Consider the following 12,845-nt stretch of genomic DNA (forward strand, 5'->3'; position numbering starts at 1 on the left):
TAACGCCGCATAACCGTGTTATGCGGCGGTAGGCTTAGTTGTGTTTGTGTAGTTCGCTGTTCAGCTCGATCGCGGTTTTATTGGTTTTCACCTCAATGCGACCGGACTGTGAGTTACGGCGGAACAGTAGATCTGGTTTGCCTGCCAGGTCAGCTGCTTTGATGGTGCCGACGGTTTTGCCGTGGTCATCCAGCAGGGTGACTTTGGAACCGGCAGTGACATACAGGCCAGCTTCAAGTGTGCAGCGATCACCCAGAGGCAAGCCCAGGCCTGCGTTAGCACCGATCAGACAATTTTCACCTACAGAGATGATCTCTTTGTTGCCACCAGACAGGGTACCCATGGTAGAGCAGCCACCGCCCAGGTCAGAACCGTCACCGACGATGACCCCTGCAGAAATACGGCCTTCAACCATGCTGACACCCATGGTGCCGGCATTGAAGTTGATGAAACCTTCGTGCATTACAGTAGTGCCCTCACCAACATGCGCGCCCAGACGAATACGGGTGGCATCGCCAATACGAATGCCGGCCGGCACCACGTAATCGGCCATTTTCGGGAATTTGTCTACAGAGTTAACTCCCAGAATGCGTCCCTGGGCACGCGCAGCAAGCTGACGTTTGGGCAGATCTTCCAGCGCAATAGCACCTTCATCGGTCCAGGCAACGTTAGGTAGCAGGCCGAAAATGCCGCTCAGGTTGATACCATGCGGTTTGACCAGACGCTGGGACAGCAGAGTCAGTTTCAGGTAAGCCTCGGCAGTGCTGGCAGGCTCAGCATCGGTTTCCAGCAGGCATACCAGAACGGTCTGTGAGGTACCGCTAAGGGTTTCAATGATTTCGGCCTGCGCCTCAGCATCCACGGATAGAAACGCAGCTTCCAGGGCCTTTAGCTGAGCGTTGTTCAGTTCGACGCACTGGTTGCCGCCCTTATAATCAACGACACCGGCTACAGCATCAACCAGAGCCTGGTCAGCGTTCAGCAAGGGGGCGTGGTAGTAAACTTCCAGCAGAGTGCCAGAGGATGATTTAGTCCCTACACCCAGACCAAATGCAAAATTCGCCATGTTTCTCTCCAGATATTGTCAATAATTCAGTTATTCTTGTGCGCACTTCACAGCAGAGATGCTGCATAGTCGTCGGGTTTGAAACCCACTTTTACGCCGGTATCTGTCACCAGTACCGGACGTTTAATCATTGCCGGATGTGTCAACAGCAGTGCTTCGACGTTTGCGGCACTGAGGTTATCCTTGACCGCATCGGGTTGCTGCCGCCAGGTGGTGCCGCGTTTATTCAGCAGTGTTTCCCAGCCGAGGGTGTTGCACCACTGGCCAAGCAGTGCTGCGTCTAAACCGTCTTTTCTGAAATCGTGGAAACGGTATTCAATATCCTGTTGTTCCAGCCATCGGCGGGCTTTCTTTACTGTGTCGCAGTTGTGGATGCCATACAGTGTGACCATGTTCAGGCTCCCGTGTCTGTCAGACTTTCTACATAGCGGCGGATGCGCTGCGCCCCTTCGACACATTCATCCAGCGTGGCAACTAATGCCATACGCACGTATCCGGCGCCTGGCAGGATGCCTTCGGTTTCCCGGGACAGGTAACGGCCGGGTAGTACCGTAACATGCTGAGTGGCAAACAGATCGCGTGCGAATATGTCATCTGCAATCGGTGTTTTTGCCCATAGGTAAAAGCTGGCATCGGGATATTGCACATCCATTACCGGAGACAGAATGTCGATCACGGCTTTGAATTTCTCCCGGTAAAAACGGCGGTTTTCCTCAACATGGTTTTCATCATTCCAGGCGGCGATGGATGCCAGTTGGTGCTGAATCGGCATGGAGCAACCATGGTAGGTGCGATACGCCAAAAACGGTGCCAGTAGCCGGGCGTCACCGGCCACGAATCCGGAGCGCAGACCGGGCAGATTGGATCGCTTGGACAAGCTATGCATGACAATGCAGTTACGGTAATCATCACGACCCAATTCCGCGCAGGCCTGTAGTAGGCCAACGGGTTTTTGATCCGGTTGCAGGTAAATTTCTGAATAGCATTCGTCTGAGGCAATGATGAAATCGTATTTATCAGACAGGGCAATCAGCTGTTTCAGTGTGGCCAGGTCTGTCACTGCGCCGGTAGGGTTGCCCGGTGAACAGAGAAACAATAACTGACAACGCTGCCAGACGGCTTCCGGTACCGCATCATAGTCGGGCACGAAGTTGTTCTCAGCCAGGCAGTTCAGGTAGTAAGGTTCTGCGCCGGCCAGATATGCCGCCCCTTCATAGATCTGATAAAAGGGGTTGGGTGATACCACCAGCGGTTGGCCTTCCCGGTTAATAGCGGCCTGGGTGAATGCAAAAATCGCCTCGCGGGTACCGTTTACCGGCAGTACGTTATCGTCTGCTGTCAGGCTGCCAGGGGTCAGTTGAAAACGACGGGTGCACCAGTCGGCTATCGTCTGTCTTAATTCCGGCAGCCCTTTGGTGGTGGGGTAATTGGCCAGACAGTTAATATTATCGAGTAGTGTCTGGGCAACAAATGCCGGTGAGGCGTGTTTAGGTTCACCAATGGACAGAGCGATATGCGGCAGGTCGGCCGGCGGATTAATACCCGCTTTGAGTTCGCCCAGTTTTTCAAACGGATAGGGTTGTAACAGACTTAGTTCACGATTCATGCTGATTGGCTACCACGTGCATCAATTTGGATCGGTTGAAGGGCGGAAAGTATAGCGGATTAGTGAAATTGGATTAAGTCCTGTTTTTGAGCCACGCTTAAGGATGTATGACTACGCCGCCAGTCAAGGTGTGCGGTAATGCCCAAGTAAGCGGGCAGGAGTCGGTTATGGGAATTGAACGTCGCATAGATCAGCGCATCGGCAGTGAAATTCCGGCCGAGGCGGAGTGTGCTTTTGGCCCCTCGCCCTATGTCACCATCACCAATATCAGTCGCGACGGTTTGCAACTGGAGGGTAATGGCCAGTTGGTTGAGATGCGTCCGGCTGTGCATGGCACGCCGCTGGAATTGACGGTGCATTTTGGCCTGTCCGGTCAGCCGGTACATTTCCACTGTCGAGCCATGTATCGTCAGGCACTGGATAATGATCGCAGCCGCCTGGGTTTACGCATCCTCAGTGCTGACCCCGTGTCTTCAGCCCGATTGCAGGACTTTGTCTCTGACCACAGGTTTATCTGATCTGGCCGGACATAACGGTTGCGGGCTGTTTACTTCTGCCCCGTGCGGTTTCGATGATGGTCAGTAGTGCGGGTACAAAAAACAGAATCAGCACTGTGCCGTAGGCTAGACCAAACACGATCGAGGTTGCCATCGGAATCAGGAATTGCGCCTGCAGTGAGGTCTCAAACAAAATCGGACTCAGGCCAGCAATGGTGGTTAAGGATGTGAGTAACACCGCCCGCAGACGTTGACAGGTCGCTGCGACGATAGCGGCTTGAATGGTCATGCCCTGATTGCGCAACTGCTTATAGAAGGTGATCAGGACAATGGAGTCGTTGATCACGATGCCAGACAGTCCGAATAAGCCAAACAACGAGAGAATCGTCAGACTCATTCCCATCAGCCAATGGCCAAAAATCGCGCCGGTCAGGCCCAGCGGTATCGCCATCATGACGGCCAGTGGCCAACTGTAAGATGCAAATACCCAGGCCAGGATAATAAAAATCAGCGCCAGTGCCAGTATCAGGCCCAGTTTCATATCTGCGAGGGTTTCCCGTTGGTCTTTATTTTTGCCTTCAAAACTGGCGGAGATGCCATACTGACTCAGAATCGGGTCAAGCTTACCGGATTGCAAATCGGCGATGACCTGGTCGGCATTGGCCACGGCTTCATCCAGATCGGCACTGACGTTAATGGATAGCTGGCCGTTGATGCGGGTCAGGGTATCCAAGCCCTGCCGCGGGCGGAAATCTACCACATTGATCAGCGGTGTGGTTTCGCCGTTGGGTAATATAATCGGGAGTTGCTCGATCAGGCTCAGCCGATCCCGCTCGGCTTCAGGCAGTTGAATCCGGACTTCTATCTCTTCCCGGTTCAGGTAATAACTCTGGACTTTGATGCCATCAAAGGCCGCGCGTAGCTGACGACCAACCGTCTCCAGGGTAAGCCCGGCACTTTTGCCGGCAGGTGTCAGTTCGTAGATCAATTGTGCCTTACCATAGGGCATATCATCGCCGACATTGGATAAACCTGCGTAACCTTTCAGTAGCGTCTGTACATCCAGTGAGGCATGTTTCAGCACACTGATTTCGGTACCGCTGAGCTTGATCTCGATCGGCTTGCCCTGAGGGCCACTAACTGCAACATCGATGGTGAACTGCTCCAGCCCTGCTGGTCGGATAATCCGCTCTCGCCAGGCCTGATTCAGTGCTCGGGTTGAAACTGCCCGGTGATCACCGGGGGTGAGTTCAACGACCAGCGCACCAAACTCGTCTCCGCTATTGTTGCTGGATGTGGTGCGCGGCCCCTGATTGCTCCCCAGTTGCTGAAACGCTACTTTGACATTGCCTCCGCCCAGGCTCTGATCGGCGGCGGCCAGCGTGTGGTCAAGATGACTGAGGAAGGTGCTTACGGTGTCGCGGTCGGTGCCCGCGCTGAACTGCACATTGGCGGTCAGAGTGTCACGCTCTACTGCCGGGAAAAATGAGAATTTGACCCGGCCACCCATGACCAGGCCAAAGGCGATAATCAGTAACGCCAGGCAGCCGGCAATTGTGGCCCAACGCAGGTTAATTGCCGTCTCGACCCAGCGGCGGAAATGGTAGTCGCGAAAATGGTTGAAACTGGCATCCAGCTTGAGGCGCAGTTTGGAGGGGTGCAGGTCAGTGGCGCGGTGGATACTGTGATGCAGATGGCCAGGCAGGATCAGGAAACACTCCACCAAGGAAGCCAGAATAACGCAGATAACCACTGTGGGAATATCAATCAGGATATTACCAATGGTGCCCCCCACCAGTAACAGTGGCAGGAAAGCGGCAATAGTCGTCAGGGAGGATGCGAATACCGGTGCCATCATGCGTTGCGCCCCTCCGATGGCAGCTTGCAGGCCGGGTTCGCCGCGCTGAACATGGGTCAGGGTGTCCTCACCGACAACAATGGCATCATCGACAATGATCCCCAGTGCCATGATCAGGCCAAATAAACTGATCATGTTAATGGTGCCACCAATAGCATAGAGCACCGCCAGCGTGGCCATAAACGAGATCGGAATACCTACCGTGACCCAGAGCGCCACCCGGGCATTGAGAAACAGAAATAGAATAGCAATGACTAGGACCAGCCCGCTCATGGCATTTTTCAACAACAGGTCAATACGTTGTTTCAGGGGCTGGTAGCGCTCGTCATAGGTGATCAGGCTGATGCTGTCTGGCAAGCTGGGGCGGGTTGTCTCCAACCATTGTTGCAGAGTGGCGGCGGACTTAAGAGTATCCTGATTTTCAGTACGTCTTAAGCGAACCATCACTGCCGGTGCATCCTGATAGCTTAGGGTTACCTGGTTGTCTTTTTCCTTGAGACGAATATCCGCAATATCACCCAGCCGGATTAGCCGGCCCTGACCGTCGGTATACACGGGGAGTTGGCGAAACCCTTCGGCATCGCGCTGCTGATTCAGGCTGCGGATCTGGCGAGAGCCTTCACCGCGAGCAGCGGTACCTGCTGGCAGATCAAGGCTGCGTTGTTGGATATTGTCTGCCAACTGCGCCATGGTTTGCCCCAGTTCGTGTAGCTGGGCCGAGTGGAGCTCGATGCTCAGCTGCTGATCCGGCATGCCAACAAAGTCGATCTTGTTGATACCCAGGGCCAGTAGCTCCTGCTCAAAACGCAATGCCAGGGGTCTCAGTTCTTCCAGTCTGCCTTGAGGACTGCTGATAATCAGGCTGGCGACCTGCTCGTAACGAATGACTCGCTGGACCAGCGGTTCTTCAATATCCGAGGGCAGCTCGCTGCGTACATTGGCGACTTTTTGTTTCACTTCGTCCAGCAGAAAATCGATATCGCTGTCTTCGTCCAGCTCTAATCGGAATGAAGCGGCTCCCTGACGTGCGGTGGCATAGACCGTATCGATACCGGTCAGCGATTTCAGTTCTTCTTCGATGGGCAGGATGACTGAAGTCTCGACATCTTCTGCAGCCGCGCCGCTCCAGGGCACACTGATGGTGATCACATCCAGTTCAAAGCTGGGAAAAAACTGGGTGTTTAAGCGATTCAGGCCAAAAAAGCCGGCCATGAGCATCAGCACCATTAGCAGGTTGGCCGCTACCCGGTGGCGGGTAAATGTAGCAACTATATGCTGGAAACCGCCGCTGTGTTCAGCCATCGTTGCTGATCTCTTTCACTTTCAGACCGGAGATAGCATTGGGTAGCTGTGTGGTGAGAATCTGGTCGCCGGGCTGAATATCTGTGCTACGTACCAGAATATAAAGTTCGCCATTTGGCATACGCGTATCGCCAAGTCGAATGATGCTCACCCCTTGTAAGCGTTGATCCACCACCTTGTACACCCGGTCCAGGCCATACAGCGCGGTGGCAGGCAGTGCGATGCTGCTATCCACCGGGGGTAGCACGACGTACATCGACAATGAGCGGCCTGCCTCTAAGGGCAGTGTGCTGTCGCTGAAGCGAAAAAAGCTGTCGATCCCGGCCTGTCCCGTATTTACAGTGGCGGCAAATCTGTCCAGCTCCAGATCAAGGGTTTGGCCATCCAGTGAGGCTTGCGCAACAATCGCCTGATCCGTACCTGCTTGTCTGAGGATGCTCAGAATCCGGTTAGGCAGTTGCGCCCGCACTTCCAGACGGTTTTGGTTATACAGGGTGATGAGTTGATCGCCGGTTTTTACCCGATCTCCCGGCGCGACACTGACACTGACAATACGTGCATCATAAGGCGCAGTGATACGGGTACGCTCTAGGTCGAGCTGTGCGGCATCCCGCAAAGCCACGGCACTGTCCAGCTGGGCTTGTAACTGCTTGATCCGATTGGGGTGGTCGGCAATGGATTCTTCCAGTGAGGCCAGGGCCAGGGCTTGCTGTTGGTAGGCGCTGCGGGCGGTGTCTAATTGATCGACACTGGACACTTTGCGCTTTTCTAGATCTTCGTAACGTTTGACTGAGCGAGCACTGAGCTGCAATAAATTTTGCTGGATTTTCAGGGATCGCTGCTCGGCGGCATAGCGTACCTGTTCAGCATCCAGCTGTGCCTGGGCCTGGATTACAGCGGCCGCCCGCTGCTGCAGAACCAGAGTGGCATCCCGGGTATCCAGCTGCAGGAGCCGGGTGCCGCTGGCAGCGGATCGGCCGGCATCGGTTTCTACTGTTTCCACATAGGCGTTAATGGCCGCAGTCAGGGTGGTTAGGCGCGGTGTTTCAACCTGCCCGTAGAGTTCTAGTACTGGCTGGTGTTGGCGGGGATCGGCGGTCACCGTTTGGATACTCCAGACCTTTTCTTCAGCAGGTTTGGAGGGTGCCTGGGGTTTGCTGGTGGTTAGCAGCATAAACACAGCAGCAGCCACCGCCAGCATAACCAGCGGTAATAACCAGCGCAGGGAGCCGGAGATGCGATGCAAAATGGGTTGAGACATAGACTCTGTTCCTGAAAAAGTCAGCTAATCCAAGCTCTGGTCATGGTAGCGGAAACCTTGGCGCCAGGTCAGCTTACATTGCACTTCTTTACAATTATTGTGGCCGTGCTAACGTACTGAATACCTTAAGATCTTGGCAGCGCGGGTCCGATCATGCACACAGCAACAGTACGATGTTTACATGAAAACGGTTTTCACCGCATGGTATACCGGCAGTGGGGTAGTGCAGAAAATGAACGCGTACTGATCTGTGTGCATGGTCTGGCACGCAATAGCCGTGACTTTGATGACCTGGCTCAGGCCCTGTGTCGAGATTACCGAGTTATCTGTCCGGATGTGGCGGGTCGCGGCGACAGTGACTGGTTGCCAGGGCCTGAGCATTACAATCTTGCCCAGTACGTGCAGGATATGACGACTTTGATTGCCCGGCTTGGGGTAGATGAAGTGGACTGGCTTGGCACGTCTATGGGAGGGTTAATCGGCATGTGCCTGGCGGCATTGCCTAACTCACCTATCCGTACGCTGGTAATGAATGATATTGGTCCCTTCGTGCCGGCTGCCTCATTGCAGCGTATTTCAGGTTATCTGGGCGACTTCCAGTTTGCCGACCTGAAACAGGCAGAGCAATTTTTGCGGCAGCGTTACCCGGCTTTGCGTCATCTTACTGATACCCAATGGCAGCATCTGGCGCGTTGCGGTGTGCGTGAAGCGGCGGGGCAGTATCATCTGCATTATGATCCGGCACTGGCTGATGCGACCCGCGCTCATGCGGGTCAGGATGTGGATCTTTGGCCGCTCTGGCAAAACCTGACGATTCCGCAACTGCTGATTTGGGGCGAACGATCCGATGTGTTGCAGGAAAATACTGTGCGCCAAATGCAGAGCAATCCACAATTAAGCCTGTTGTCATTGCCGGAGCTGGAACATGCGCCTTCATTGATGGAACCGGAACAGATTTATCACGTCCAGCACTGGCTCAGGCAACACAGTGCATTGAAGGGCAATTCTGCTACGTTGCGCTGAGGAAACCTGCATGTCAGTTATTACCCACTGGCCCAAAGAACAGCTCTGTTTTACCGCAAATCAACGTGCAGACGCCGTATCCGCTGTAGAGCAGGCCTTTGCGTCTACGTTGGAGTCCTTGCGGGTAGATATTGGTCTGGTGGAAATGCTGGAAGCCATCTATGTACCACTTGGCGCTTGGCTTGCTTGCCAGAAACGTGATCAAAGCGGCCCGTTGGTGATTGGCATTAATGGTGCCCAGGGGGCGGGTAAATCCACTCTGTTTAACCTGTTAGAGGTAATTCTTACTGAGGGTTTCGGCCTGAAGGTGGTCGGTTTTTCCATTGATGATTTGTATAAAACCCGACAGGAGCGTCAGCGTCTGGCAGATTCACTGCACCCGTTATTACAAACCCGTGGGGTGCCGGGAACCCATGATGTTGAGTTAGGCATTGAGTTGCTGACGGCCCTGAAACAGAGTGGGTCTGAGAGCATCACGAAGATCCCGGTTTTTGATAAATCCACAGATGAACGTTGTGAGGAAGCGGTCTGGCAAGAGTGGGTTGGGCCGGTGGATGTGATTGTGCTGGAAGGCTGGTGTGTTGGCGCATTACCGCAGCGTGCTAGTCAGCTTGATGAACCGATTAATGAGCTGGAATCGACCATGGATCCGGAAGGGGTCTGGCGTAATTATGTTAATCAGCAGCTGGCGGGGCGTTATCAGGTGCTGTTTGAGATGCTGGATATACTGATTATGCTGAAAGTCCCCAGCATGGATGCTGTTTATGAATGGCGTTCATTGCAGGAGAAAAAACTGGCCGAACGTGTGCGTTATATCTACGACACACAGCAGCCGACCCAGCATTTAAAAATTATGGATGAAACAGAAATTCGTCGCTTTATCCAGCATTACGAGCGCCTTACTCAGCAAATGTTACAAGATATGCCGCCGCGGGCTGATGTGGTGTTATGTTTGAATAATAACCACAAAATTCACGATATTCGTATCAATCGGGCAAGTGACTGCTGAGCGGCTGAAACGCCAGGATCAGATCGGTAATAAGGTCATTGATGCAGCGCTGTGCACCACCTTGGTAATGGTACGGTTGGTGCTGTCGGCGATAATGTTGGCCATCATGTCCTGCAAGCTGATTAACTTGCTCAGAATGCGTTCGTAACTGTAGTTGGTGACACCTTCTGCGCTGATACCGTTGCTCAACAGATACAGCTGACCCTCAGGTCCGCGGCGATTGTTGAGGTGCCAGGCAAGTGCTTCCAGATTACGGGCCGAGTTATACAGCTTTTGTTGGTTCAGTTCATCCAGCAAGAACACCTCCTTCTGACCATTGTAGGCCCGGTGTAGCATGCCGGTAATGCTGGCCATAAACGCAAACACCCGATCGCCGTCAAAGTGTTCGGAAAAAGCCAGCGGAGCGGCCTCACGGCCATCGCGATAGCCTAGTTCATCAAACCCGTTTGCAAGCCGGGTAGGCGGGAACAACTGGTCAAGCCGTCGTTCCAACGTCATGCCGGGCACTTTCTTCAGTTCTCTGGGGTTGCGTTTGTAGAGTTTGATTGCCAATTCACGAGCCAGCTGTTTACTCTGACGGATATGGGCATCCGCCACCATATCGATGTCGCTCTTGGCCAAATTTTTCAGCTGGAAAGGTCGTGCACTGGGATCCATACAGCCACCCAAGAGTAACAGAACAATCATTACACAGATTACACGCATCAAATATGGACCAGGTCACCAATAAACATCTGATTATCGAACTATAAAAGCGCAGACGGCGCAAGGATTGATGCAACTGTTCTAGCTGCGCATGGTTTTTGCTGGACTGAAACAGGTAGTACTTCGCCTTTACTGCGGTGCTAGGTAGGTGTGTTGTCTGGCATTCGGACAGCCTGTCTGATTGACCCTTGGGTCGGGTTTGATCTTTGTCATGCTGATCGCCAAGTGAGGCAGCTGGAATGATATTAGGCTGGGAATCCTGCGGTGATGGCTATACTCTGGGACGGCTGTTCACACTGGGCTCCGGCAGGCTATGAAAGACGGTGTTCGATAGATGTCTGATGAGGTCGCCTAGAGCAAGTACAACACACTGCGTTTAAAGAGTAGATACAAGCATGAAAGAGAAAGGTGATTTAAGCGCGACGCGGCGGGAGTACATTGGCGACAGCCTGCGTCGTACCGACCTGACTGATAATCCGGTGACCCAGTTCTCTCGCTGGATGGATGTGGCGTTGCGTTATAGTCCGGATGATGCCAGTTCTATGGTGCTGGCGACGGCGGATGCTGATGGCATGCCGGCTGCGCGCATTGTTTTGCTGAAGCATTTCAGCGAGGAAGGCTTTGCCTGGTATACCGATTATCGCAGTGACAAAGGGCGTCAGTTACGGGAAAACCCTCAGGCGGAATTATTATTTTACTGGTATGGCCTGGAGCGCCAGGTGCGTATCAGGGGACAGGTCGTGGAACTGTCTGATGAGATGGCCGATGAATATTTTCAGCAGCGCCCGCTGGGTAGTCGTCTAAGTGCCGCGGCCTCAAGCCAGAGCCATCCGATTGGCAGTCGGGGTGAATTGGAAACAACCGTCAAACGGCTGCAAGAGTGCTACCCGGATGGTGAGGTGCCAAGGCCGTCACTGTGGGGTGGCTATCAGCTGATCCCGGAACGTTTTGAATTCTGGCAGGGGCGTGAAAACCGCCTGCATGATCGTTTTCGTTATAGCTTGCAAAAAAATGGCGAGTGGTCGGTTGAGAGGTTACAGCCATGAATGAAACAGAACAGACTCTGGTCACTATTGAACCAAAACAGCCAGCGCAGGCGTGTGTTATCTGGTTACACGGACTCGGTGCAAGTGGGCATGATTTTGAACCTATTGTGCCCTATCTTGACCTGCCTGACGATTTGTCGGTTCGCTTCTTATTTCCTCATGCCCCTATGCAGGCGGTGACGGTCAATGACGGTATGGTGATGCCCGCCTGGTACGATATTCTGGAGATGGATATCGGTCGCAAGATTGACCTGTCAGGTATGGTGGCATCCAGTAATCGAATTGCCGATCTGATTGATACCCAGATTGCCAATGGGATCCCTGCGGAGCGAATCGTATTGATCGGTTTCTCCCAAGGTGGCGCTGTGGCCTATCACACAGGTCTTAGCTATAGCCGTCAACTGGCCGGTATAGCGGGCTTATCAACGTATTTAGGCAGTAGTGATTTGCTGTTGCAGCAGAGTTACCCGGACAAGTCTGAATTACCCATCTGGATTGCCCATGGTAAGGCTGATCCGGTTGTGCCACTGGCGTTGGGCCAGGAAGGTCGCAGCCAGTTAGAGTCATTGGGGTTTAGCCCGCAATGGCATGAATATATGATGCAACATGAAGTCTGCTTGGAAGAAATTCAGGCACTGGGTGCATGGCTGATAAGCTGCTTGCGAGCATAATCCTTTAACGAAAGCATCGTCCGGTAATGGCTGAGCCGTTATACTAGCGCGATTAACGGGTTAGCGGATTGTGCGGAGTAGAGTGGTCATGCAGGTTGAAGAGAACAAGGTGGTCCTGTTCCATTATTCATTGATCAATGATCAGGACGAGGTGATTGACGGATCGCGCGGCGGCGAGCCGTTGCCATACTTACATGGTCATAACAATATTGTTCCAGGCTTGGAGCAGGCTATGACCGGCCGCAAAGTTGGCGATCAGTTCAAGATTACGGTACCCCCTGAACAGGGTTATGGTATCCGCGATGAAGATAAGGTGTATGTTGTTGATCGTGCTTCATTTGCTGGATTCAGTGACCTGGAAACGGGTATGCTTTGTCAGATGGAAAACCCCGAGGGTGACCCTGAGTATGTGACAGTCGTAGCGATTGAAGACGATGAGGTTACAGTGGATGGTAATCACCCATTTGCGGGACAAGTGCTCAGCTTTGATGTGGAAGTTGTTGCGGTACGTGAAGCAACCGAGCAGGAGTTGTCCGCCGGACGAATTGAACCCTGATAAGGAGATACCTATGCGGTTATTATTGGCGCTGCTACTTCCCTGGCTGCAGTTTTTTACTATCGGTCGGCCTTTTGCCGGCATTATTTGTCTGATTTTGCAGTTAACGCTGATCGGCTGGATTCCAGCAGCAATCTGGTCAGTGTACGCTCTCAGCCAATACAAAACTGATCGAAAAATTCGGGATGCGATGATTGAGCGGTAGTTATCAGTGCCTGAAGACAATAAAAAAAGGGTATCCATCG

13 protein-coding genes are annotated in these 12,845 nt (G+C 53.2%); 7 read left to right on the plus strand and 6 right to left on the minus strand.

The features are described 5' to 3' along the window. Positions 1-34: 34 nt before the first annotated feature. From dapD to dapC, 3 genes are read right to left on the minus strand one after another with little or no spacing between them, the layout of a single operon-like run. Positions 35-1,066, minus strand: coding sequence for a 2,3,4,5-tetrahydropyridine-2,6-dicarboxylate N-succinyltransferase (gene dapD / locus ACFVYJ_RS05780; RefSeq protein ID WP_419414088.1), 1,032 nt, complete (start codon positions 1,064-1,066; stop codon positions 35-37). Between the two features lie 47 nt (positions 1,067-1,113). Continuing rightward, the gene (locus ACFVYJ_RS05785; RefSeq protein ID WP_419414089.1) at positions 1,114-1,458 is read right to left on the minus strand and encodes an ArsC family reductase; all 345 of its coding nucleotides are present in this window, start codon (positions 1,456-1,458) and stop codon (positions 1,114-1,116) included. 2 nt (positions 1,459-1,460) lie between these two features. Beyond that, the gene (gene dapC / locus ACFVYJ_RS05790; protein WP_419414090.1) at positions 1,461-2,672 is read right to left on the minus strand and encodes a succinyldiaminopimelate transaminase; all 1,212 of its coding nucleotides are present in this window, start codon (positions 2,670-2,672) and stop codon (positions 1,461-1,463) included. Between the two features lie 167 nt (positions 2,673-2,839). On the opposite strand from dapC, the gene ACFVYJ_RS05795 reads away from it, so the two are divergent. Further along, entirely contained in the window at positions 2,840-3,190 is a 351-nt protein-coding gene (locus ACFVYJ_RS05795) for a PilZ domain-containing protein (RefSeq protein WP_419414091.1), read from the plus strand. Here the strand turns inward: ACFVYJ_RS05795 and ACFVYJ_RS05800 are convergent. Then, a complete protein-coding gene (locus tag ACFVYJ_RS05800) occupies positions 3,183-6,329 on the minus strand; it encodes an efflux RND transporter permease subunit (RefSeq protein WP_419414092.1) in 3,147 nt (1,048 codons plus the stop codon). The genes ACFVYJ_RS05795 and ACFVYJ_RS05800 overlap by 8 nt on opposite strands. Next, on the minus strand, positions 6,322-7,590 hold the full coding sequence (locus ACFVYJ_RS05805) for an efflux RND transporter periplasmic adaptor subunit (protein WP_419414093.1): 1,269 nt from the start codon (positions 7,588-7,590) through the stop codon (positions 6,322-6,324). Before ACFVYJ_RS05805 ends, ACFVYJ_RS05800 begins: the two co-directional genes overlap by 8 nt. A gap of 153 nt (positions 7,591-7,743) precedes the next feature. Between ACFVYJ_RS05805 and ACFVYJ_RS05810 the strand changes: the two genes are divergently transcribed. Then, complete coding sequence (locus ACFVYJ_RS05810) at positions 7,744-8,613, plus strand: alpha/beta fold hydrolase (protein WP_419414094.1); 870 nt, start codon at positions 7,744-7,746, stop codon at positions 8,611-8,613. A 10-nt stretch (positions 8,614-8,623) separates the two neighbouring features. Continuing rightward, positions 8,624-9,622 (plus strand): hypothetical protein, encoded by a 999-nt coding sequence (locus ACFVYJ_RS05815; protein ID WP_419414095.1) that lies wholly within the window; start codon positions 8,624-8,626, stop codon positions 9,620-9,622. 18 nt (positions 9,623-9,640) lie between these two features. Here the strand turns inward: ACFVYJ_RS05815 and ACFVYJ_RS05820 are convergent, their stop codons facing one another. Continuing rightward, positions 9,641-10,327, minus strand: a complete 687-nt coding sequence (locus tag ACFVYJ_RS05820; RefSeq protein ID WP_419414096.1) for a hypothetical protein — start codon at positions 10,325-10,327, stop codon at positions 9,641-9,643. Positions 10,328-10,722: 395 nt separating this feature from the next. On the opposite strand from ACFVYJ_RS05820, the gene pdxH reads away from it, so the two are divergent. The 4 genes from pdxH (at position 10,723) to ACFVYJ_RS05840 (ending at position 12,805) form a co-directional block, all read left to right on the plus strand. Continuing rightward, positions 10,723-11,373, plus strand: a complete 651-nt coding sequence (pdxH, locus tag ACFVYJ_RS05825; protein ID WP_419414097.1) for a pyridoxamine 5'-phosphate oxidase — start codon at positions 10,723-10,725, stop codon at positions 11,371-11,373. Next, positions 11,370-12,044: an alpha/beta hydrolase gene (locus ACFVYJ_RS05830; protein ID WP_419414098.1), complete on the plus strand. Its 675-nt coding sequence runs from the start codon at positions 11,370-11,372 to the stop codon at positions 12,042-12,044. The genes pdxH and ACFVYJ_RS05830 overlap by 4 nt, the downstream gene beginning before the upstream one ends. Positions 12,045-12,132: 88 nt before the next feature. After that, complete coding sequence (locus ACFVYJ_RS05835; RefSeq protein ID WP_419414099.1) at positions 12,133-12,600, plus strand: FKBP-type peptidyl-prolyl cis-trans isomerase; 468 nt, start codon at positions 12,133-12,135, stop codon at positions 12,598-12,600. A 13-nt stretch (positions 12,601-12,613) separates the two neighbouring features. Then, the gene (locus ACFVYJ_RS05840) at positions 12,614-12,805 is read left to right on the plus strand and encodes a YqaE/Pmp3 family membrane protein (protein ID WP_419414100.1); all 192 of its coding nucleotides are present in this window, start codon (positions 12,614-12,616) and stop codon (positions 12,803-12,805) included. Positions 12,806-12,845 lie beyond the last annotated feature (40 nt).

This window comes from Pontibacter sp. JAM-7 (genome assembly GCF_048548695.2).
Classification (GTDB): domain Bacteria; phylum Pseudomonadota; class Gammaproteobacteria; order Pseudomonadales; family Balneatricaceae; genus Neptuniibacter.